The organism is Micromonospora narathiwatensis, from assembly GCF_900089605.1.
Taxonomy (GTDB): Bacteria; Actinomycetota; Actinomycetes; order Mycobacteriales; family Micromonosporaceae; genus Micromonospora; species Micromonospora narathiwatensis.
Genome location: NZ_LT594324.1, coordinates 5,309,967 through 5,331,717, shown reverse-complemented (window position 1 = coordinate 5,331,717; position 21,751 = coordinate 5,309,967). Strand labels below are relative to the sequence as shown.

General features: G+C 69.3%; 17 protein-coding genes. 11 read left to right on the top strand and 6 right to left on the bottom strand.

Annotation, left to right across the window (positions count from 1 at the left end; genetic code table 11):
- Nucleotides 1-77 precede the first annotated feature (77 nt).
- The 3 genes from GA0070621_RS23345 to GA0070621_RS23335 all read left to right on the top strand — a co-directional run bounded on the left by GA0070621_RS23345 (nucleotide 78) and on the right by GA0070621_RS23335 (nucleotide 4,200).
- Nucleotides 78-542 carry a DUF5318 domain-containing protein gene (locus tag GA0070621_RS23345; RefSeq protein WP_091199709.1) on the top strand — a complete coding sequence of 155 codons (465 nt, stop codon included), beginning with the start codon at nucleotides 78-80 and terminating at the stop codon, nucleotides 540-542.
- Nucleotides 543-736: 194 nt separating this feature from the next.
- A complete protein-coding gene (locus GA0070621_RS23340) occupies nucleotides 737-3,559 on the top strand; it encodes a transglycosylase domain-containing protein (protein WP_091199707.1) in 2,823 nt (940 codons plus the stop codon).
- Between the two features lie 170 nt (nucleotides 3,560-3,729).
- Nucleotides 3,730-4,200 (top strand): DUF2690 domain-containing protein, encoded by a 471-nt coding sequence (locus tag GA0070621_RS23335; RefSeq protein WP_091199705.1) that lies wholly within the window; start codon nucleotides 3,730-3,732, stop codon nucleotides 4,198-4,200.
- Between the two features lie 142 nt (nucleotides 4,201-4,342).
- Here the strand turns inward: GA0070621_RS23335 and GA0070621_RS23330 are convergent, their stop codons facing one another.
- Nucleotides 4,343-5,107, bottom strand: coding sequence for an AfsR/SARP family transcriptional regulator (locus GA0070621_RS23330; RefSeq protein WP_167667209.1), 765 nt, complete (start codon nucleotides 5,105-5,107; stop codon nucleotides 4,343-4,345).
- 555 nt (nucleotides 5,108-5,662) lie between these two features.
- Between GA0070621_RS23330 and GA0070621_RS23325 the strand changes: the two genes are divergently transcribed.
- Nucleotides 5,663-7,159, top strand: coding sequence for a glycosyltransferase family 87 protein (locus GA0070621_RS23325; protein WP_091199700.1), 1,497 nt, complete (start codon nucleotides 5,663-5,665; stop codon nucleotides 7,157-7,159).
- Nucleotides 7,160-7,228: 69 nt separating this feature from the next.
- On the opposite strand, the gene GA0070621_RS23320 is transcribed toward GA0070621_RS23325, so the two are convergent.
- Nucleotides 7,229-7,717, bottom strand: a complete 489-nt coding sequence (locus tag GA0070621_RS23320) for a DUF2690 domain-containing protein (protein ID WP_091199698.1) — start codon at nucleotides 7,715-7,717, stop codon at nucleotides 7,229-7,231.
- A gap of 523 nt (nucleotides 7,718-8,240) precedes the next feature.
- Nucleotides 8,241-8,471, bottom strand: coding sequence for a hypothetical protein (locus GA0070621_RS29635; protein WP_157740036.1), 231 nt, complete (start codon nucleotides 8,469-8,471; stop codon nucleotides 8,241-8,243).
- A gap of 838 nt (nucleotides 8,472-9,309) precedes the next feature.
- On the opposite strand from GA0070621_RS29635, the gene GA0070621_RS23315 reads away from it, so the two are divergent.
- From GA0070621_RS23315 to GA0070621_RS23305, 3 genes are all read left to right on the top strand, one after another.
- Nucleotides 9,310-9,780 (top strand): DUF2690 domain-containing protein, encoded by a 471-nt coding sequence (locus GA0070621_RS23315; RefSeq protein ID WP_157740035.1) that lies wholly within the window; start codon nucleotides 9,310-9,312, stop codon nucleotides 9,778-9,780.
- 210 nt (nucleotides 9,781-9,990) lie between these two features.
- Nucleotides 9,991-13,923 carry an SGNH/GDSL hydrolase family protein gene (locus GA0070621_RS23310; RefSeq protein ID WP_157740034.1) on the top strand — a complete coding sequence of 1,311 codons (3,933 nt, stop codon included), beginning with the start codon at nucleotides 9,991-9,993 and terminating at the stop codon, nucleotides 13,921-13,923.
- Between the two features lie 161 nt (nucleotides 13,924-14,084).
- Nucleotides 14,085-14,417, top strand: a complete 333-nt coding sequence (locus tag GA0070621_RS23305; RefSeq protein ID WP_157740033.1) for a hypothetical protein — start codon at nucleotides 14,085-14,087, stop codon at nucleotides 14,415-14,417.
- A gap of 80 nt (nucleotides 14,418-14,497) precedes the next feature.
- Here the strand turns inward: GA0070621_RS23305 and GA0070621_RS23300 are convergent, their stop codons facing one another.
- The gene (locus GA0070621_RS23300) at nucleotides 14,498-16,792 is read right to left on the bottom strand and encodes a collagen-like domain-containing protein (RefSeq protein ID WP_167667207.1); all 2,295 of its coding nucleotides are present in this window, start codon (nucleotides 16,790-16,792) and stop codon (nucleotides 14,498-14,500) included.
- Nucleotides 16,789-17,580 (bottom strand): deoxyribonuclease IV, encoded by a 792-nt coding sequence (locus GA0070621_RS23295; protein ID WP_091199690.1) that lies wholly within the window; start codon nucleotides 17,578-17,580, stop codon nucleotides 16,789-16,791. The genes GA0070621_RS23300 and GA0070621_RS23295 overlap by 4 nt, the downstream gene beginning before the upstream one ends.
- A gap of 675 nt (nucleotides 17,581-18,255) precedes the next feature.
- Here GA0070621_RS23295 and rpsF point away from each other — a divergent pair.
- The 4 genes from rpsF to rplI all read left to right on the top strand — a co-directional run bounded on the left by rpsF (nucleotide 18,256) and on the right by rplI (nucleotide 19,898).
- Nucleotides 18,256-18,546 (top strand): 30S ribosomal protein S6, encoded by a 291-nt coding sequence (gene rpsF / locus GA0070621_RS23290; RefSeq protein ID WP_088643630.1) that lies wholly within the window; start codon nucleotides 18,256-18,258, stop codon nucleotides 18,544-18,546.
- Nucleotides 18,547-18,625: 79 nt separating this feature from the next.
- Nucleotides 18,626-19,156, top strand: a complete 531-nt coding sequence (locus tag GA0070621_RS23285; protein WP_197673925.1) for a single-stranded DNA-binding protein — start codon at nucleotides 18,626-18,628, stop codon at nucleotides 19,154-19,156.
- 41 nt (nucleotides 19,157-19,197) lie between these two features.
- Entirely contained in the window at nucleotides 19,198-19,437 is a 240-nt protein-coding gene (gene rpsR / locus GA0070621_RS23280; RefSeq protein WP_013289355.1) for a 30S ribosomal protein S18, read from the top strand.
- Nucleotides 19,438-19,451: 14 nt separating this feature from the next.
- Entirely contained in the window at nucleotides 19,452-19,898 is a 447-nt protein-coding gene (gene rplI / locus GA0070621_RS23275) for a 50S ribosomal protein L9 (RefSeq protein ID WP_091199687.1), read from the top strand.
- 181 nt (nucleotides 19,899-20,079) lie between these two features.
- On the opposite strand, the gene GA0070621_RS23270 is transcribed toward rplI, so the two are convergent.
- The gene (locus GA0070621_RS23270) at nucleotides 20,080-21,480 is read right to left on the bottom strand and encodes a hypothetical protein (protein ID WP_167667205.1); all 1,401 of its coding nucleotides are present in this window, start codon (nucleotides 21,478-21,480) and stop codon (nucleotides 20,080-20,082) included.
- Nucleotides 21,481-21,751: the final 271 nt, after the last annotated feature.

Below are 21,751 nucleotides of genomic sequence, written 5' to 3'. Positions count from 1 at the left end.
TTTCGGTTACGCGGTCTTGTCGTTACAGATCGTGACGGTGGTCGCCTCGTCCGGCCGGAGCGCGTACCCTTTGCCGCATGCGTACGCAGCGCCAGGTCGTCGACTACTCGCTCCAGAAGCGAGCTGTGCTGCGTGACCTCCTCGCCGCCCGGGTCGGCAGGTACGACGTCTGCGACGCCTCTCCGTACCTGAAGAACGCAGCTCGGTTCCACGGCGAACCCACCGAGGAGCGCTGCCCGATCTGCCGCAGCGATAACCTCGTGCACGTCCACTACATTTACGGCGACGAACTCAAGCAGTCCGCCGGCCAGGCGCGTACCCGGGCCGAGTTGTCGGTCCTGGCGATGACGCTGCGTGAGTTCCAGGTTTTCGTGGTGGAGGTGTGCCCCGGCTGCGACTGGAACCATCTCGTCGAGCAGTACCTGCTCGGCCGGGACGGGCTGGCCGGTGGCGTGGATGACGGGTCGGAGCAGGAGGCGGTGGGCGGCTCGTCCGCGCCGGCCGGTTCCGGCCCTCGTCGAAGGCGAGAGGCGCAACGGTGAATTTGGCTGTGCCGGTCAGCCCCGGCCCGACGTACGGGCGGGACGACCGACAGCTTTCACGTCTGATTGGTCCGATTAGCTCGGATTCGACGGCTGCGCCCTGGCATGCCCGGGGAGTAGCGTCTCGTGTTCCAGCTCACGGCAACCCGGTGGCGGCGCCCCCGCGCCCCACCGCGACCGGCAGGGTGTGAGGAATGAACTACGGCGATCCCAGTTCTTCGCGTGGGCGGGCCCAGATCCCGGGCCCGAACGGCGACTCCGACTACGGCGGGCGCCCACACGGGAACGGTTGGTCATCCGGGTCGGAAGGCGGTGCTTCGGCCCGCGCCTCGGTGACGCCCGGAGGCTCCGCGTCCGGCGGACGCGCCTCGGTCGGTGGCGCGGCCCCGGCGCCGCGCGGCGCTTCGGGTTCGGCCTCGGTCGGCCGCGCCGGTACGGGAGGCCGGGCCTCGGTGCCGGTCTCGCCGGCACCCGGCGGCGCCTCGGGGCGGGCCGGCGCCGGCCGCGCCTCGGTGCCGGTGTCCCCGGGCGCCCCGGCCGGGCGTGCCTCGGTCGGCGCGGCCAGCGTGGGCACGGCCGGGCGGGCGAGCGTCGGCTCGGCGGCCGTCGGCGGCCGGGCCCCGGTGGCCCGGGCCGCCGTACGTGGGGTCGGCGGTGGTCCCGGCGGGCCGGGTGGCCCGGGTGGCCCCGGCCGGGGCGGTCGCGGTGGTCGCGGTGACGACCCGGCCGCGCGGGCCGGAGCGAAGAAGCGCCGCCGGATCAACATCCTGATCGCCGGCTTCGCCGTCTTCATCATGCTCGCCGGCATCGGCGTCGTCGGCTTCACCTACTACTCGACGAACGTCGTCCTTCCCCAGGACACCATGCCACCGCTGTCCACGACGATCCTTTCCGTGGATGGCAAGACCATCGTCAAGCTCGGTGAGAACCGGCAGTTCGTCACCATCAAGGACATCCCCCTACACGTGCAGCACGCGGTGGCCGCGGCCGAGGACCGGAACTTCTACCGGCACTCCGGCGTGGACTACAAGGGCATCGCCCGGGCGGCCTGGAACAACCTCACCGGCGGCGACAAGCAGGGCGCCTCCACCATTACCCAGCAGTACGCGCGCAACGCCTTCGAGAACCTGAACCAGGACACATACGGCCGTAAGGTGAAGGAGGCGATCTTCGCGTCCAAGCTGAACGACCGGTACGACAAGCCGACGATCATGCAGCACTACCTGAACGTGATCTACTTCGGCCGGGGCGCGTACGGCATCCAGGCGGCGGCGCGGACGTACTTCGGCAAGAACGTCAATGATCTGACCGTGGCTGAGGGTGCGGTGCTCGCCGCGCTGATCAAGCAGCCCGAGCCGAGCGACACCCACAAGGGCTACGACCCGGCGATCAACCCGCAGCCCGCGCAGGAACGCTGGAAATACGTCATCGACGGCATGGTCACCGAGAAGTGGCTCGACGCGTCCGGCATGCCCCCGCGCCCCACCGAATACCCCAAGAACATCCTGCCGAACAACCCGAAGGGCAACGCCGGCGGCTTCGGTGTCGACACGCCCTACGGCAACGTGGCCAACTACGTCTCGCAGGAGATGCGCGAGATGAAGCTCTGCACCGACAACGACGCCGAGGCGACGCCGGACAAGCCGCTCTGCTCCAAGGCGTTGAGCCTGGGCGGCTACCGGATCACCACCACCATCGACACCAAGATCCAGCAAGCGGCGCTCGACGCGGCGCAGCGGTCCCGGAAGGGCTCCGAGCTCGACGGCCAACGCGACAATCTGATGGCCGCCGTGGTGGCGATCGACCCGAGCAACGGCGAGGTGCGCGCCTACTACGGCGGAGACAACGGCACCTTCACCGACTACGCGGGCAAGAACTACGACAAGGGCGTGATCAGCGGCGGTCACCCCCCGGGTTCGAGCTTCAAGATCTACACGCTGGCGGCGGCGCTCGAAGCCGACAAGTCCATCCAGTCGCGCTGGAAGGGCAAGGCGTTCAAGCCGGAAGGCTTCGAGCAAAAGATCAGTAACGCGGACAAGGATGATCCGGTCTGCCACGACTCCTGCACCCTGGAGAAGTCGACACTGTTGTCACTGAACGTGCCGTTCTGGCACGTCGCCGAGGATATCGGCCCGGACAAGGTCGTCGATCTGGCCAAGCGCGCCGGCATCACGACGATGTGGTATATCGACAAAACGCCGGCCCAGGTGTTCGACCTCACCAAGGTGAAGGCGTCAGAGGTGGCCCCGGAGCCGTTCTACTTCAACGTCGGCTTCGGTAAGTACCCCATCACGGTGCTCGACCACGCCAACGGCGTCGCCACCTTCGCCAACCAGGGCGTTTACAACAAGGCCCATTTCGTGAAGAAGGTGGAGAAGCAGGACCTCGCTACGGGCACGTGGAAGCAGGTTGGTAGCCACAAGTTGAATCCACAGCAGCGAATCCGCAAGAGCGTCGTCGCCGATGTGACCTCGGTGCTGGAGGAGTACCCGGCGCAGGTGAACCGCCGGCTCGCCGACGGCCGGAAGGCCGCCGAGAAGACCGGTACCTGGGAACTCGGCGACGGCAGCAAGAACAACGGCGACGCCTGGATGATCGGATACACGCCGCAACTCGCCACCGCCGTCTGGGTCGGCAACAAGGGCAACCGCAAGGCGATCCTGATGAAGGACGGCAAGACGCCGATCAGCGGCGCGAAGATGCCGGGTGCCATCTTCCAGCGGTTCATGAACGACGCGCTCAAGGGCGAGAAGAAGCTCGACTTCCCGCCCGCCGCGCACATCGGCAAGGACGACACCGGCAACGGCGAAGCGCCGCCTCCGCCCCCGCCGAACGACGGGCAGCAGGCCTGCGACTCGCTCGGCCTCTTCTGCCCGAACGGCGACAACAACGGCAACGGCAACAACAACGGCGACAACAACGGCAACGGCAACGGCTTCCCGTGGGGTCCGGGCAACGGTGGCGGTGGTCGCGGTGGTGGTCTCCTGCCCAGCACACCACCACGCCAGACGTACTGACGGCAGGGTTGACGACGGCGGCCGGACCACTGGTCCGGCCGCCGTTCGCCGTACCAGGCTTGCTCGTATCGGGCTTCATCGGCGGCGAGCGGACCCGTGGCCGAACGATGACCGGACTGTGAGGACGGGTTCTACCTTCCTGTCGTCAACCAGCTGGACAGGAGCACGATGTGACAATTTCCTTCATCCGGCGGGCGCGTGGTGCCGTCGCCGCCGCCGCGCTCGCGGTCGCCGCCCTCGCCGTCACCCCGGGAGCGGCCGTGGCAGGCACGAACGCGGACCCTGACCTCTGCCGCAACGGCGGGGGCTCGGGCTACCTTTCCTGCAACGGCAAGGACCCGAGTGCGCTGGGCTGCAACGGCGAGACCAAGGCCTCCGTGAAGGCCAAGAACGGGGTCTTCATCGAGTTGCGGTACTCGTCGACCTGCCAGGCGTACTGGACTCGGTACACGAACTCGGCGGGGGGTAGCACGGGGACGGCGTGGATCCGCGGCAACTCGGTCAGCTACAAGAAGGACCTGGCCGCGTACGCGAACGAGACGGGCTGGACGCCGATGGCCGCCGCGAACCAGAACCCCCGCGCGTGCCTGGTGTTCCGCTACGCGGGGACCGGGGAGTGGTTGGAGTCCTGCGCGAACTGATCCCCGGGATCGTCGGCCAGGGCTCGGCTGCCCGAACGGTTTCGGCAGCCGAGCCCTGTGCGGCGGAGCTCAGGTCAGGGCCTGATCGGTGACGTGGTCAGACACTCAGCGCCTTGGCCGCCTCCGTGCGGGCATGCCGGAGCTAGTAGTTCGCTATGGCGCTGCTGAGCACCTTGAGCGCCTGTGTCGTCTCGGTCAGCGCCCGGTGGATCGCCTCGGCTGCCTGCCGGCTGAGGTGCGCGGGCTCGTCCGTTTCGGCCGTCGTGCCGAGCAGCCGACGCTGCAGGTCGTGAACACCGGGGCCCACGTCGATGCCGAGTTCCCGGGCGAGCCTGACTTTCAGCTCCTGTAGCACCTGCAATGCCTCGGCTGTGCGCGACCCGGCGTGCAGCGCCTCGGCGAGCCGGCAGTGCAGACCTTCGTGGTATGGGTAGTGCTGAATCCAGGTGCGCAGGTCAGCCGTGATGGCGGTGTGCCGTTGGTGGCTGAACTCCAGCTCCACCAGCATCTCGATGGCCCGCAGTCTGGCTTCCTCCCAGCGGACCGCCTCCCCACGCAGCGCCGGTGAGTCGACGTCCTGGAGGGCAGCGCCGTGCCACAGGTTGAGGCCACGGTGAAGCAGGTTGGCGGCACGCTCGGGTTGACCCTGTCGCCGGGCCTGCTCAGCCTCTGCACAGAGCCCGCGAAACCGCAACCCGTCGATCTTGTCCTCGCTCACCTCGAGGACGTAGCTGCCACCGGCCCGGGCGATCCGCTCGGTGGATGAATCGCCGAGCAGGGCACGGAGCCTGCCGACCCGGTTCTGGATCTGCTGACGTGCCGTGCCTGGTGGCTGCTGGTCCCAGACCACGTCGATGAGCCGTTCGATGGAGACTGCCCGGTTGGCGTCAAGCAGGAGCGCGGCCAAAAGATTTCGGCTGCGATATCCAGAAAGGTACATTGTCGAATCGCCTGACCTAATCGCCAGTGCGCCCAAAAATAAAAATTCCAAGTGGATCCCCCGTATTGCATGTGGCGCATAGTTGCTGGTCGAGCCGAGCCAAGCATAGCCGCTGTTCGATCGGCGTCAAGCACTGCAAGGTCCCGTGGAAGTGATAAACGGTGCATAAGTACGCCAAAATTACCGGCATCTTGCCGATCAAAGTGGACATAGCGTCTCGGTGGATGATGGCGAGCCTGGCGTGAGAGGATTCGACGCGGGCCGGGATGAACGCCTCGGGCGCGGTTTTCGCACTCTTTTGTGAACCGCAATCCGGGAAAGGGGAAATCGAAGGCAATTGCCTCGGTCGGCCGTATGGGTCACGCCGACGCCTGATTGTGAACGGCCGCGCCCGGCGCGCGGAGTTGATTCCGGCTTGCCTGCTACCCCCAGCGCAATGGATCTTGCGGCCGCCGCGGGGACCTGACTTCCTCCGCCGTGAGTTCTCGTCGGCGCGTCCGAGATAGGGCAGGATGCCTTTCCATGAGCATCCAGTCGACGGCAGGCATCGACGACAGTGGTCCCATCGACCACCCGTCCCGCTCGGACGGCTTCGTCCACGGCGCCTCCGAGCTGATCGGTGGCCCGCTCGGCGATCACGCGGTCGCCCTGGACAAGCCGGCGGGTCGAGAGGGCCGATTCTGGACCGCGGCCAGGATCGTGCTGGCCCTGGTGTGCCTGACGCTCGCGCTGCACTGGGTGCAGAAGTCGCCCTGCCAGGACGGCGCCTGGCAGAACAACGTGCAGTACACCCGGATGTGCTACACCGACGTGCTGGCGCTCTACTACGCCGAGGGCCTCAACGAGGGCAAGGTGCCCTACGCCGACCACCCGGTGGAGTACCCGGTGCTGACCGGCTACTTCATGGGTGCGCTCGGCCTGCCGGTGCACGCCCTCGGGGTGAACAACCCCGGCATCAACCAGGGCCGGTGGTTCTACAACCTGAACGCCCTGGTGCTCAGCGCGCTCGCCGTCGCCACCGTCGCGGTCATCCTCAGCCTGCGCCGCCGACGACCATGGGACGCGGCGATGTTCGCGCTCGCGCCGGCCCTGCTGCTCACCGCCACCGTCAACTGGGACCTGCTCGCCGTCGGGCTGGCCGCGTTCGGGCTGCTGGCCTGGGCGCGTCGCCGTCCGGCGACGGCCGGTGTCCTCCTCGGCCTGGCCGGGGCGGCGAAGCTGTGGCCACTGTTCCTGCTCGGCCCGATCCTGGTGCTCGGGCTACGGGCCGGCCGGCTGCGCGCCGCGTTAACCGCCACCGGAGCGGGTCTGGTGGCGCTGGTCGCGGTCAACCTGCCGGTGGCGATCCCGTACCGGGACAACTGGAACCGCTTCTTCGACCTGAACACCACCCGGCCGATCGACTGGGGCACCCTCTGGTACATCGGCCGCTGGCTCGACGGCAAGATCAGCCCGTCGAAGCCCGGCGAGCTGGGGCCGTTCGAATGGCTGAACGCCAACATCCCCACCCTCAACTGGGTGTCGTACCTGCTCTTCGGGCTGGCGTGCCTCGGCGTGGCCGCGCTCGCGCTGTTCGCCCCGCGCCGGCCCCGGCTCGGGCAGATCGCCTTCCTGGTGATCGCCGCCTTCCTGATCTTCAGCAAGGTCTGGTCCCAGCAGTTCGTGCTCTGGCTGCTCCCGCTCGCCGTGCTCGCCCGGCCGCGCTGGGGAGCGTTCCTGGCCTGGCAGGTCGCTGAGGTCTGCTACTTCGTCGCCTTCTACGGCGAACTGCTCGGCTCCGCGACCAGCAAGCCGGTCTTCCCGGAGGGCGTGTTCGTGCTCGCCGCCAGCCTGCGCCTGATCACCGTGGCGGTGCTCTGCGGCTTCGTGATCCGGGACATCCTCCGCCCCGAGCGCGACGCGGTCCGCAGCACGTACGCCGATGACCCGGACGGCGGCGTGCTGGATCGTGCACCGGATGTCCCCTGGTTCGCCAGACGGACGAACCAGTTGCGCACCGAGATGCCCGCCTCGACCTGAACGGGATGTGGCGCTGAGCCAGGGACGCCGGCCGGACAGCCACTGCCGCCGACCGGCCGGCGGCCCGGGTCAGTACCGATCAGTTCGCCAGGTCAAGACGCCGTCCGATGCACTTGCCTCGGCTAGCAGGTTGGCATCGTTGACCATCACGGTGTAGTAGGCGCCGGCAAAGCCGCTGTATGAGGTCCGGAACCGGCCGTCCGGGTAGTAGCTCGTGATGGTCGGGTAGTCGTAGTCCGAGCCGATCCGCGTCCAGGCCGTGCGGCAGGCCTTGCTGTAGCGGAGTTCGAGGTTGATGCCGTTGGTTTTGGACGCCACCGTGACCGCGTCCGCAGAACACGTGGTGATGAGACCATTGACGTAGACGGCGTAGGTGGCCGGGTTCTTGCCGTCGCAGCTCGAGCCACACGCGGTCCCGGCCGCGATCACGACCGGGTTCTGCAGGGTACCGAGGGCAGCGGCGGGGTTGCTTCCTGCCTGAGCCTGCACAGGTGCACCGACGGCCAACGTCGCCAATATGGCCAGACCGCCGACGATGGCTCGGATTCGGTTCTTCATCCGTGCTCCCTTCGCTGGGCGAGTCTCCTCCAGTGGCAACCCGCTTTCAGGGATGGTCCCAGGCTCCGTCACCGTTTTTTCATACGCGGATCATCGGCACATGAACGCCGGGGTTCCCGCCCTGTTATGACGTTGGACGGAGGCGGGGTGCGCCTGATGACGCATCCCGCCGGCCGATCAGACGCAGCCTGGCACGAATGCCATAGCGTCAAAGCTGATGCTCGCTGCCGTTGGCGAAGAACGTATCGAATCGAGCTTGACGCTGGCGCCGGAGCGCAACTGGAAGTTACCGAGGAACACCCATTTGCCCCGGTGGTACCCTGGTCGACCTTCACCTGGCGAAGCCGGCCGTCACCGGCGTCCACCTCGTAGTACGCGTCGCTGTACCAGCACTTGAGGTCGTACTGACCGGCGCTGTTCTTGTGTACGTAGGGCCCGGGCGGCTCGCCCTCCAGACCGGGCTCGTTGGGCGTAACCAGCGCCCGCAGGTCGCAACGGTTCGTGCTGCCGCAGAAGAGCGACGTCAGCGGCTTCTGCTGGGTCTGGCGGATTCGTGCGTCCAGATCTTCGCCGATCCAGAAGGCGGTACGGAACCCGCCGCTCGTTTGGGGACATTGACTGCGTAACCGCTTGGGTTCACGAAGGTGTCTCGTGCCTCGCCGCAGCTCAACGCCCCGACCATGAACTCGGCGCCGTTTACCCCGAGCGCCGAGATGCCGGAGGTGCAGTGGTATTTGTCGTCGACGTACACCACCTCACCGGTCTCCTGAATCCGGGTCGTCCAGCCGTGGTTCCCGCCGGTGGCGCTCCAGTTGATGATGGGTGCGCCGCCCAGCCCGGGATTGCGTCGCCCTGTCGGCTCGGGATGGGTCAGCCACCCACCACGGCCCCGGTCGCCGGCGCCGCGACGCGTGCCGTACCCGGCTTGGCCGTACCAGAACGGGGTGTGGGCTTGCGGTCGGCGTCGGTGCGCGGCCGGGTGGCCGGCCTCGGCGCCGGGGTCGCCTTCGCCTCGGCACGGACCATCGTGACCGGCACCCTCGTGTCCGGAGGGCCAGCGGGTTTTGGGTGGCACCCGCCACCGTGACGGTTAGGCCCGTACCGGTGACCGGGTAGCCGACCGAGACGACCGACTGGTCCCCGGTGGTGCGGACCTTTTTCACCACCTTGTCGGCGGCCGAGGTGAGTTTCTCGGCCGAGTGCGTGGCGGGCTGGACCACTACCGGCACTTTGCCGACTCGGTGTTGATGAGCTTCCGGATGAGCGGTGGCACCGCGCCCTTCCAGTAGACGTCAATCGGGCGATTACGGACCCTCCCTACGGGGTGTCGTCGAGCCTCGGAACGTGGTGTTGAGCCGGGGCGGTGACCGCTTCTACGCTCCGGCCAGCGCCCGAGACCGGTATCAATCAGTACGTTAGGTCGTCGGGCCGGGCGATGCTCTTGCCTCGACCAGCAGGTCCGCGTCGTTGACCGGTAGGTGTAGTAGTCCCGCGCGGGCGCAGCGGATCCCTGTGGCCGAATGATGAAGCCGTGATGTTCCGGCCTCCTACGGTCGGCCCCGATGTCGGAGACGAGTCACAAGGAGACAGCCTTGAGCCGGTTATTCAGCCTCAAGCACGTACGTAACATCCTGGCGGCATCGGTGCTGGTAGCCGGTGCCCTGGTGGCCGCGCCGAGCGCGGCGTGGGCGGGCACGGCGGCCGACCCGGACGTGTGCCGCAACGGCGGTGGTTCCGGTTACCTGTCGTGCAACGGCAAGGACCCCAACACCATGGGCTGCACGGCGGTGACCGTGGCGGAGGGCGCGGCCCGGAACGGGGTGTACGTGGAGCTTCGGTACTCCTCCGGCTGCCAGGCGTACTGGACCCGGTACACCAACAAGAACGGGGCCAGCGGTGAGGCCCGCATCAAGGGCAACAGTGTCATGTACAAGAAGACCCTGGCGGCGTACGCGGGTGAGACGGGCTGGACGCCGATGGCGGCCGCCAACCAGAGCCCGCACGGCTGCCTCTTCTTCTATTCCCAGGACTGGGGCCAGTACGTCGAGTACTGCGTGAACTGACCGGTCCACGCCGCGCGCCGACGGCAGGTCGCTCCTTCCCGATGGAGCGGCATGCCGTCGATTGCGTATGTGGCCAGCCCGCCCTCGCCTCCCGCGCCCAAGTTGGTGGGGCGTTGATGACGACGCGATGACGATCTCGGTCAGTATGCCCGGGTCCCACCCGCTCTCCGAGATAGGCAGGCCATGCTACGAAGACGTGCCGCGATCGCGGTGGTTGCCGCAGCCACCATCACCGTGTCAGCCGCACCCGCGCTGCCCGCTACCGCCGCCCCACCCGCTCCCTCGCCCCGTGCCGAGCAGACGACCGCCACCAACACCATCCAACCCGGGCGCCGCGACCAGTTGCTGCCCAAGGATTGGGCCCGGTCGTCGGACCTGGCCTGGACGACGTCGGGTGACGCCGACGGCTTCCACGTGCTCTCCGCCACCGCCCGCAGCGGGTACACCTGGCGCGGAGTGGCCGACTTGGCGGTACCCGGTGTCGAAGCCGACCAGTGGATCGGCAACGCCTGTCTGACCGCGTCCGGTCGCCGGCTCGTGGTGGTCTACGCGCCACGGACCTACACCAACAAGGCGGATCTCTTCGACCGGGGCGGCTTTACCGCAACGGTCGACCTGACCACCGGTGCGGTCACCAGGCTGCCCATCCGCACGTCACTGGCGTACTTCAACCCGAGCTGCAGTGGCGGGGAGTCCGCCGTGCTCACCCAGCTGAACGGCCAGCGCGTGGAAAAGGTGACCGACCGACCTCGGACCCGGCTGACCACCCTCGACGCCGCCACCGGAAAGCTCGCCGAGTCGACGGTCGTCGAGGCCGAACTCACCTCGCCGGTGCTCACCCCGGCGGGCATCGTCGCCGCTGGCGGCTCCCGGCTGGTCCGGGTGGAGCAGGGCGGCAAGCTCGTCCCGCTCGCCCGCACCGCGGGCACTCCGTTCGGGCTCGCCACCGACCGGCACGGCAACGTGGTCTTCCTGGACCGCCCAGGCGGCGCGGCGCGAGTGGGGTACGCCGAGGCGCTACCCGGGGCGGTCGCGAGGACGCTGGCCAAGGGGCGCCTGGGGGAGTTGTCGGTCGGCGCGGGTGCGGGTCGCCAGCTTTTCATCACCGGTCGACCTACCGAGCTGCACTCCTTGCCGGCGGGGATCAGCTGGCGCGACGTACCGGCCGGCGCGGAACTGTCCTCGGAGGGGCAGCTCGCGCTGACCAGGGTCGAGCGCGCCGACCAGGCCGCACCTTCGGTGTCCAACGCATCGACCGCCGAGGTCAGCCAGATCGCAATCCAGGCTCGGGTCACCGGCACGGGCCGCGACGTCAGCTTCCGGGTTGCCACCCGCGCCGGGATCGATCCCTCGGCACGGCTGCGGCCCGGTGCAGCAGCAGCAGAAGGCCAGCGGTTGCTCGGCGCCACCGCGTCGCCCAGCGGCTCGCCCACGGACGCCGTCGAGGACGAGCGGTGGTGCTCGGTGCCGCGCAACGATCCGCAGAACCAGGCGTTGCAGCCCAAGCCGCGCCAGGTGGAATGGGCGATCGACCAGGCCATCACCGACTCGCTGTACGTGCAGCGGCCGGCCAACTGGAAGAACCTAGGGATGCCCGCGTACACCCCGCAGGGACTGTTTCGGCCACACGAACTGCTCGGCGGTGGCCGGGTGCCGGCCCAGGTGATGCTGGGTGTTGTGGCGCAGGAGTCGAACATGTGGCAGGCGTCGCGCAACGCCCTGCCAGGTGTTACCGGCAATCCGTTGATCGGCAACTTCTATGGGCGCGACATCTATAACGTGGACCCGAACGATGACTGGGACGTGCACTGGGAGGATGCCGACTGCGGCTATGGCGTCACCCAGTTGACCGACGGAATGCGTCTCGCCGGCCACGCGAAGCCCGGCGAGACGCTGCTGCCGTACCAGACGCAGCGGGCGGTTGCGCTCGACTTCGCCGCCAACGTGGCGGCTGGTCTCCAGGTGCTGCAGGACAAGTGGAACCAGACCCGGGTCGCCAACCTCATCATCAACAACGGCGACCCGGCCGGTCTGGAGAACTGGTTCTACGCCCTCTGGGCGTACAACTCGGGTCTGCATCCGAACCTCGGTACCGGCGAGCCGTGGGGCCTCGGTTGGGCCAACAACCCGGCCAACCCGCGCTACAAGCCGGACCGTCAGCCCTTCCTCGAGTACACCTACGCCGACGCCGCCCGGCCGCAGTTCTGGCCGTACCAGGAGAAGGTGCTGGGTTTTGCCGGGCACCCGCCGAACCTGCTGGAGGGACCGGACACCTTCGTGGCGGGCTTTCGGGCCGCATGGTGGACCACGGTGGAGAACCGAATCAACGTCAAGCCGCCGCCCTACCTGTTCTGCGACGCGTCCAACGACTGCCATCCCGGTGAGCTGAACACCCCGGACGATCCCGACGTGGTCGGCGAGCCGGCCGGACCGTGCGCCCACAAGAACGCCGCCGGCAAGTACGACCTGGTGTGCTGGTACCACCGGTCGGCGACCTGGAAGGGCGACACCCAGCTCGGCAACGAGGTGCTGCGGTTCGATCCGGGGTACGCGTATCAGGATGATGCGACGACGTATCCGCCCAGCTGCGATCTCTCCGGCCTGCCGGCGGGGAGCCTCGTGGTGGACGACGTTCCGTCCGGTACCAAGTCGGTCCGCCCGGGCTGCGACAACCAGTGGACCAACTCGGGCGATTTCAAGCTGACCTTTGCCACGGACTCGGCCGGCAAGTTCCCCTCCAAGGTCGACTTCCATCAGATCGGCGGTGGCTTCGGGGGACACTTCTGGTTCGCCCATACCTGGGGCCCAGGGATGCTGGGCGGAAAGATGAAGGTCACGGGCACCTGGACACTCAACCAGAGCGTCACCGGCTGGGCCCGGGTGATGGTGCACATCCCGGATCACGGCGCGCACACCCGGCAGGCGGCCTACGAGATCGATCTCGGGCAGGGCTTAGGCAACGCCGGAAAGAAGCGAGTCCTGCTGCAACGGGTGCAGCGGAACCAGTGGGTGTCCCTCGGAGTGTTCCAGTTCAACGGGACGCCCCGGGTGCGGTTGACCAACGACGCGTACGACGGCACCGGCGACGAGGACGTGGCCTGGGACGCGATCGCGGTCAAGAAGCTGACGGCGAAGCCGCGGCACCAGATCGTCGCGCTCGGCGACTCGTACTCGTCTGGTGAGGGTGTCTCGAGCGGCAACGGCGCCGACTACTACCCGGAGAGCGACTACAAGCAGGTGGTCAACAACGAGGTGCAGTACCAGGACCTCTGTCACCGGTCCCGGTTCGCCTGGTCTCGCTTGGGGGTGCTCTCGGACAGCACCTCGAATATCGGGAGCCGTGCCGACAGTTGGGACCCGAACATGGACTACCACTTCCTCGCCTGTTCCTGGGCCGAGACGGAGCACCTCCTGCCCGCCTACACCGTCCCGGCCGGCCAGCCCTTGCCCGAAAACGCGTGGGGTCAGAACGCCAAGTACCTGTGGGGAGAGATGCCGCAGCTCGACCGAGGCTTCGTGGACGAGAACACCACCCTGGTGACGCTGTCCGTCGGCGGCAACGACGCCAGATTCGCCAAGGTGCTCCAGTTCTGCGTCATGCACAGCTTCGAGTGCGAGAACGACACGATGCCCGGCGACTCCGATCCACTTTCGGTTGAGGTGAAGAGGGATATCGAAGGGCCGGTCAAGCAGTCGATAAAGACGGTGTTGAGGGAGATTCACAAGAAGGCGCCCCATGCCCAGATCATGCTGATGGGATATCCCAAGCTCTTTAAGGAAACGAGCACATTCTGCATGAACGCTATCAATGACGGAGAGCGGACCTGGCTGAACAACACCGCGATGCTGCTTGCCACCGTGATGGGCCAAGCCGCCACCGAGGCCAGTGCCGAGGGCATCCCGACCTATTTCGCCGACCCCACCGTGGCGTTTGCCGGTCACGGGATCTGCGCTGACCAGGAGGCGCTGAACAAAATCATCACCACCTTGACCCCGGGTGAGCACGGGGAGCTACCGGACTGGCTTCCGGAAAGCTGGAACCGGTATGGCGTATCCCAACAATCATTCCATCCGAACATGGACGGATCGCGTCGTTACGCATCGGTCATGAACCATATCACCGTCGATATGATGGGGCTGTGACAGGAGTCGATTGGACGGCGTCCGCGAGGAGAAAGAATTTCCTCCTCGCGGGCGTCACCCTGCTCTGCCTTACCGGCTGTGGTCTCGACGCGGAGGGCCGCGCGACGGAGGCCGCCACCAAGTCGGTGCGCGGACGTGCGGAGGCTGCTCGCGGGACGGCGGTGACCATGCTCGCCAGCCCGGACCTCGACGCCAAGACCACGGACCAGCGGCTGGACGCGCTGGTCACAGCTGTGAGCGCCGGCAAGCTCGACGGCATCGTCTTCGAGCAACGGGCCGGTCGGGACGGTCGGCTCGAGGTGGATGTCGCGTTCGACGCGACGGGTACCGGCAGCGGATTTCCCCCCGCCCAGGTCATCGTCCGGCTCTGCGCCCGGCTCTCCGGAGTGGTGGGGCGCGATCCGCAGGTCAGGATGGTCGACACCGCCTGCGCCTCCTCGCTGGATGAGCGGCGGCCCAATCATCCTGACCGCATCGTCAGCCTCGACGGATGATCTGCCCGGCGGGAGTCGAGTTCCCGCCGGGGAGGCAGCCGAGCGGTAGGGTGCGCCGAGTTGCGACCGGTGGTCAGCGGTCAGAGCCGGTAGACCACCGCGCCGTCGACCTCCTCGCGGGTGACGCCCAGCCCGTCGGTCGGGCGGTCGAGGATGCCCTCCCACGGGGTGCCGGCGAGCCGGCCGGGCAGCACGACCACGTTCTTCACGCCGAGTTGACGCAGATAGTCGATGCTGAGCGGGTCGGGGAAGCTGACGCTGGCATCGCGTATCTGGGCCTGGCTCCTCGGGGTGAAGCCGCTGCCGCCGTTGACCATGTCCTGGAACCGGCTGGTCGACCAGAGCATCACCGGCTGGTCCAGCGCCTGGCTGCTGGGCAGGACCAGCATCGGGCCGTCGACCGTCCGCATCACCGCCGGCTGTTGCGGCACCACCGGGTGCGGCGTGGTGTTCAGCCCCTCCACGACGACCAGGAGCAGCGGCAGCAGGGTGGCCAGCCGCAGCCACGGGCCGGGCCACGGCGGAACCCGCCCGGCGGCGACCTCGCGTACCCGGGCGCAGAACGCGGTGACGGCGCCGGCGGCGAGCAGGCCGAGCAGCAGCGTGGTCCAGAGCATCAGCCGGCCCGGCGTGCGCAGTCCGCTCCAGCCCGGCAGGTAGTCGAAGAGCGGCACGTAGGTGAACCGGCCGTCGAGGAGGCGGGTGCCCATGGCCAGGGCCATCGTCACCAGCACCCCGGCAAGCAGGAAGATCCGGTGACGGACCCGCCAGACGGAGAAGAAGAGCCCGCCGGCCGCCAGGGCGTACAGCGCGTAGCCCGGCAGCAGGGTCATCTCCGGATGCCAGGGCAGCGCGGCCCGCGCGCCCTCGTGCAGCGGACCCCAGATCCGCGACTCCGCCGGGGCGGTGAAGAACCCGGTGGCCGGCGGCGAGTAGAGGCTGATCTCGCCGAGGGTCCGCTCCGCGTTCGGGTGCAGCTCCGCGACCTTGAAGTACGGCACCGCCAGCAGCGCGCCCACCGCGGCGAAGAGCACGCCACCGAGCACGTTGGCGAGGAGCAGCCGGCCACCGAAGGGACGCTTCACCGGCCGTACCACCCAGCGCCGGGCGAACCAGATGACGGTCGAGACCAGCACCACGGTGGCCAGCAGATACGCGAACGGCAGCCCGATGCCGAAGCCGAGGCTGAGCTGCCACGCCGCCACCAGCCAACCGGCGAACGCCCAGCCGGCGTGGCGCCGCCGGGGCCGGTAGCCGTACCGGAGGGACCAGCCGTGGCCTCGGGCGAGCATCGCCAGCGCCAGCGGGATGCCGCCGTTGGAGATGATGTGCAGGTGCCCGGCCTGGGCCAGCAGCCACGGCGCGTACGCGTAGGCGACCCCGGCCACCGCGCCGCCGATCCGCCCCGCGCCGAGCTGCCGCGCCAGCGCGTACGCCCCGAGCGTGGCGAGCGCGTGCGCCAGCACGAACAGGATGTTGTAGCGCAGCAGGGCGTCCTCGGGGCCGTTACCGAGCAGGCCGGCCGGCGCGTACCCCAGGAGGGTGTCCGAGAAGGCGAAGCTCCACGAGTCGGGGAAGAACGTGTTCGAGTGCCAGAGCTGCCCGGGGTCGGTCCGCAGGATGTGCCCGGACCAGGCCATCTGCCAGGACTGGAGGCTCGGGTCCCAGTAGTCCTGCGGCAGCGTGTAACGCGGGTAGCGCAGGGTGGGCCAGGTCATCAGCACGGCCAGCACCAGCGAGGCGACGGTGGCCAGGGTCCACTCGTGGATCAGGAACCGGCCCGCCGCGCGGACCGCCCGGCGTGGCCGGGAGAGCACGGGATCCGGGGCGGGGCCGAACGCGGACCAGCGATCGGCCGGCTCCGTACCCTCGGCGGACGTGTCCTTGCCGCCGGCCGCGCCGGCGGTCCCGGCCCCGCCGTCGGCGGTCTTTTCGTGCTTCCCGGCATCGCCGTCCTGGCCGGGCTTCGCGGGCTTGTCGGCCGCACCGGGGTCGCCCGGGCCGGTCTTCGTGGCGGCCGCGCCCGGGCCGGTCTTCGTGGCGGCCGCGCCCGGGCGGGTCTTCGTGGTTGCGTCGCCACCGGCCGGGCCGGTGGCGGACTGGCCGGCGGCGGTCAGTTCGGCGGCGGGCCCGTCCGGAGCGGTCGCCCCGGCCTGGCGGTTGTCGGTCGAGCCGATCCCGTCGGGCACCCCGGTGGCCTGCTCCCGTGCCGCCTCGGCGGCTCCGTCACGGCCGGTGACGCCGGACGACGGTGCCTCGCCGTCGGTCGACCGCCCGACCGGTCCGGCGTCGCCGGCGTGCGGCTGGGCGCCACCGGCGGAGAATCCCCCGGCCGGCCCGGCACCGTCCGCGGTGTCGGACTGCTTGGTCGTCATGCCGCCGACGCCCCGGCACCGAGCTGCTGGCGCAGGAAGGCGATGTCGGCCGCCTGCCCCTCGGTGCCGCCCGGCGTCTCCACGATGACCGGCGCGCCGGCGGCCCGGATCACCGCCACCAACAGCTCCGGGTCGATGGTCCCGCCGTCGAGGTTGTCGTGCCGGTCCTGCCCGGAGTTGAAGGCGCCCTTGGAGTTGTTCGCGTGGATCAGGTCGATCCGGCCGGTGATCGCCTTGACCCGGTCCACCAGACCCAGCAACTCCTCGCCGCCGGCGTGCGCGTGGCAGGTGTCGAGGCAGAAGCCCACCTCGTAGTCGCCGAGGGCGTCCCAGAGTCGGGCCAGCGCGTCGAGGCGCCGGGCGCAGGCGTTGTCGCCGCCGGCGGTGTTCTCGATCAGGACCGGAAGCGGGAAGCCGCCCGATTCCGCCGCGTACGCGAAGGTCTTGCGCCAGTTGTCGAAGCCGACGGCGACGTCGTCCCCGGCGTTGACGTGACCGCCGTGCACGATCAGCCCCTTGGCCCCGACGGCCGCCGCGGCGGCCGCGTGGCCGAGGAGCAGCTTGCGGCTCGGGATGCGGATCCGGTTGTTCAGCGTGGCCACGTTGATGACGTACGGCGCGTGCACGTAGAGGTCGACATCGGCGGCGCGCAGCCGCTCGGCGTCCTCCCGGGCCTTCGGGGCCTTCCATCCCTGGGGATCGGAGAGGAAGAACTGCACGGCCTCGGCGTCCCGGGCGGCGGCCTCGGCCAGTGGGTCGGTCGGATCGACGTGGGCTCCGATTCGCATGCACGGCAGCCTACGTCGCGCCCCCGACGAGCGGGGAGACCGCGAGCTTCCGGCCGGCGTCGTGCCGTCCGGCACCGGGTACGGAGGCGGAGCGGGCGGCGTCACCAGTCGGCCGGGTGGTCGTTGTCCGAGGTGGGATCGATGGTCGACGCTCCAACCGGGTGCGGTCCACAGGCGCCCGGATGCAGGGTAGGCCCCCGGAAACGGGACGCCCCGCCGTGCGGCCCGGCACGACGGGGCGGGATCCGCCTCGTCACACCTGACCGGCTGGGCGACAAGACAGCCGGGCAAATTCTTCCAATTCCCCCTACAGGTGACGAGACCGGCTGTATGGTCAGAGCACGTGACAACACGATAAAGCTCCGCGGGGCGTCCTCGATCCAACCTCATCGGTGTGGTCGTTCCTCCCCAGGTCCCACCCAAGGAATGCGGACGGGACGCCCCGCGGCCCCGTGGACAGGGGTCCACTTCCGATGCTCGCGATCGGAAGTGGACCCCTGTCGCCGCGTTCCGGCCACCGCGTACGACCGGCCCGGGCATGATCGTTCCGACCGGGTATCCTGGTCCGGTTGTCCGCGTCCGGCCGGGTTCCCCCGGTACCGGCACGGGCCACGACGCACGACCTCCTGCCACGGAAGGACCGTGGCCGCTTAGCCCACAGGAGGTGAGCACGTCTTGCGTCATTATGAAGTCATGGTGATCCTCGACCCCAGCCTCGAGGAGCGCACCGTCGCCCCGTCGCTCGACACGTACCTGAACGTGATCCGGACCGCGGGTGGCTCGGTGGAGAAGACCGACGTGTGGGGCCGCCGGCGCCTCGCGTACGAGATCAACAAGAAGGCCGAGGGCATCTACGCCGTCGTCGACCTCCAGGCGACGCCGGAGGCGGTGGCCGAGCTGGACCGTCAGCTCCGACTCAACGAGTCGGTGCTGCGCACCAAGGTCATTCGCCCGGAGATGCGCTGAGCATCCGTCCCGGTACGTCCGGATCAAGCCTCATCGACGGTGTCGGAGGGCTCTGAGAGCCTGTAGGGCACAAAGATGAGTGCGCGAGGAGATGGTCATGGCAGGAGACACCACCATCACGGTCATCGGCAACCTGACCGATGACCCCGAGTTGCGGTTCACCCCCTCCGGGGCGGCCGTCGCCAAGTTCCGGGTCGCCTCGACGCCCCGCTTCATGGACAAGGCGTCCGGCGAGTGGAAGGACGGCGAGCCGCTGTTCCTTTCGTGCACGGTCTGGCGGCAGGCCGCCGAGAACGTCGCCGAGTCGCTGCAGCGCGGCGCCCGGGTGATCGTGTCCGGCCGGCTGCGTCAGCGGTCGTACGAGACCCGTGAGGGTGAGAAGCGCACCGTCATCGAGCTGGAGGTCGACGAGATCGGCCCGTCGCTGCGCTACGCCACGGCGAAGGTGCAGAAGATGTCCCGCTCGGGCGGCGGTGGCGGCTTCGGTGGTGGTGGCGGTGGTGGCCAGGGCGGCGGAGGCAACTTCGACGACCCCTGGGCCTCGGCTGCCCCGGCTCCCTCGCGCGGTGGTTCGGGCGGCGGAAACTTCGACGAGGAGCCCCCGTTCTGATGGCGCCGAGCGCCCGCGATCGCAAACCAGGAGCAAGAGCAATGGCCAAGGCTGCGGCACTTCGCAAGCCGAAGAAGAAGGTGAACCCGCTCGACAAGGACGGGATCACCTACATCGATTACAAGGACACCGCGCTGCTGCGCAAGTTCATCTCCGACCGCGGCAAGATCCGCGCTCGGCGGGTGACCGGCGTGACCTCGCAGCAGCAGCGGCAGATCGCCCGTGCGGTCAAGAACGCCCGCGAGATGGCGCTCCTGCCGTACACGGCCACGACCCGCTGAGAGGAGGCACGGACATGAAGATCATCCTGACTCAGGAGGTGTCCGGCCTCGGCACTCCGGGCGACATCGTCGAGGTGAAGAACGGCTACGGCCGTAACTACCTGCTTCCGCAGGGCTTCGCGATCGCCTGGACCAAGGGTGCGGAGAAGCAGGTCACGGTCATCAAGCGGGCCCGCTCGGCCCGGGAGATCCGCGACCTCGGCCACGCCAACGAGGTCAAGGCCCAGATCGAGGGTCTGAAGGTCAACCTGAAGGCCCGCGCCGGCGACGGCGGACGGCTCTTCGGCTCGGTCACCCCGGCCGAGGTCGTCGACGCCGTCAAGGCGGCCGGTGGTCCGGCTCTGGACCGCCGCCGGCTGGAGCTGCCCGGTCACATCAAGTCGATCGGCTCCTACCCGGTCAGCATCAAGCTGCACCCCGAGGTGACCGCCAAGTTCAACCTGAACGTCGTCCAGGGCTGACACCCGGCAGCACGAGAAGGGCCCGCACCGGACTCCCCGGTGCGGGCCCTTCCGCATTCCACGGCTGCGACAACTCCGGCTCGACTGGCGGCCATGATTCGGCCTCCGCGCCGCCGGGCAGCGCTCCGGACCGTACGAGGGCCGGTCGCGGTGCCGTGCCGCGACGTGCAGCCGTCGGCGGTCAGCCGATCGGCTGACCGGTCACCGCGCTGATCAGCACGGTCGAGAGGCCACCACCGACCACAGCCGCCGCCAGTGCCACCGTCGCCGGCCGCCAACTCGTCCCGACCCAGCGCAGCACCACCGCGACGACCAGGCTGCTCGCCAGCGCCAGCCCGAACCGTGGCGCACCCGCGACCATCGAGGCGAAGGCGTGGATGCGCGGCGAGTCGCAACCACCGCCGGTGACGTCGGTGACGCATCCCGCCGGAGCCCGCCCGTCGAGGAACAGCAGGCCGACGAAGAGCAGCAGCGCCGGAACCAGGTAGCAGGCGGCGGTGTAGGCCAACGGCCGGATCGGGCCGCCCGGATCCGGGTCGAGCAGATCGTCCTCGATCCGGCGGTGCCAGGATCCGCCGCCGGACAGATCCTCCCGCCGACGGCCGGTCGACGCCCTGCCGGCGCCCACCGGGTCCGCCGTCCGTCGCGGTGGCGTCGTACCCGGGCGGGACGCGGGGTAGCCGACCGTCGGCGAGCGCGGCGCGGAGGTCGGCGTCTCCACCCAGCGCGGATCGTCATCCGCCAGCCGGGTGCCGGAGAAGAACTCCTCGGTCTGCTCCGGCGACGCCCAGCCCTCCCGGGCCGGCGTCGGCGGCGCCGTGCGGTCCCATCGGTCCACCTCGGTGTGCCGGTCCCACTGCCCGGTGTCGTACCGGCTCCACTCGCCCGTGTGCTCCGCCCGGTCCCACCGACCGGTGGCCTCCGTCCGGTCCCAGCGGTCGGGGACCGACCGGCCCCACGCGTGCACGCCCGAGGCGTCCCACGGGTCGACCGCCGGCCGCTCCGCCGGATCCGGCTCCGCCGACCGGGGCCGCTCCCAGGGGTCGACCGCAGGGCGGGTCCCGGCGTCCGACGCCGCCCGCCGGCTCCGCCGGGTGGGCCGCTCGGTGTCCCACCGGTCGCTCTCCTCCGCCGGGGAGGTGCTGTCCGGCAGGCCCGACCAGGTGACCTGTGGCCGCCGGGGCCGGGCACGACGCCCGGAGACCGGCTCGTCCTCGGTGGACTCGGCCCGCCGGCTCCCGACGTACCCCTGCTCCTGCGGGGTGTCCAGGGTCCACTCGGCGGTGTGCTCGCCGGCCGGGCCAGCGCCGACGGCGGGCACCTCGCGAAGGTCGCTCTCCCGGCGCCATCCGGTGTCGGCCCGCCACCCGCCACCCGGGTACGGCGGCACCTCGTCATCGTCGTCGGGGGCGGCGTGCCGGCCGCCGCCGTCCGCCCGGCGGACGCCCGACTCCACCGCCCACCGGGGGAGGTACGTGTCGACCGGCTCCTGCTGGCCGCGTTCGATGGCACGCCGGCGGCTCGGGGTGCGGTGGCGCTCGGGGGCGCTGCTCTCCTCGCTTCCCCAGTCCCGGTAACTCACGGCCGGAGCGTGACCCTTCTCAACCGAAAGTGCAATCCGCTGTCCAGGTGTAGCCGTTCGTCCGAGATAGTACGGGACGGTCGGGGACAGGTTTCGACCCGGAATTTGTCGTCCACAGGGTGTGGATTGTATTACCGCAGGTCAGGGCCGGTGCGCACGAAATTCTCCACTACTTGTCCACACCCCTGTGCACAACCTGCACACATGCCGGTCCCCGGCGTCCACAGGTTGTCCCGAGGCTCGTCCACCGGCATTGTTGAGGGGCTGACCT

Bases quoted from the DNA above. Each gene is read 5' to 3' on its own strand.
- GA0070621_RS23325 (WP_091199700.1), top strand. From the start codon at position 5,663: ATGAGCATCCAGTCGACGGCAGGCATCGACGACAGTGGTCCCATCGAC.
- rplI (WP_091199687.1), top strand. From the start codon at position 19,452: ATGAAGATCATCCTGACTCAGGAGGTGTCCGGCCTCGGCACTCCGGGC.
- GA0070621_RS23345 (WP_091199709.1), top strand. From the start codon at position 78: ATGCGTACGCAGCGCCAGGTCGTCGACTACTCGCTCCAGAAGCGAGCT.
- GA0070621_RS23295 (WP_091199690.1), bottom strand. From the start codon at position 17,580: ATGCGAATCGGAGCCCACGTCGATCCGACCGACCCACTGGCCGAGGCC.
- GA0070621_RS23300 (WP_167667207.1), bottom strand. From the start codon at position 16,792: ATGACGACCAAGCAGTCCGACACCGCGGACGGTGCCGGGCCGGCCGGG.
- GA0070621_RS23320 (WP_091199698.1), bottom strand. From the start codon at position 7,717: ATGAAGAACCGAATCCGAGCCATCGTCGGCGGTCTGGCCATATTGGCG.
- GA0070621_RS23340 (WP_091199707.1), top strand. From the start codon at position 737: ATGAACTACGGCGATCCCAGTTCTTCGCGTGGGCGGGCCCAGATCCCG.
- rpsR (WP_013289355.1), top strand. From the start codon at position 19,198: ATGGCCAAGGCTGCGGCACTTCGCAAGCCGAAGAAGAAGGTGAACCCG.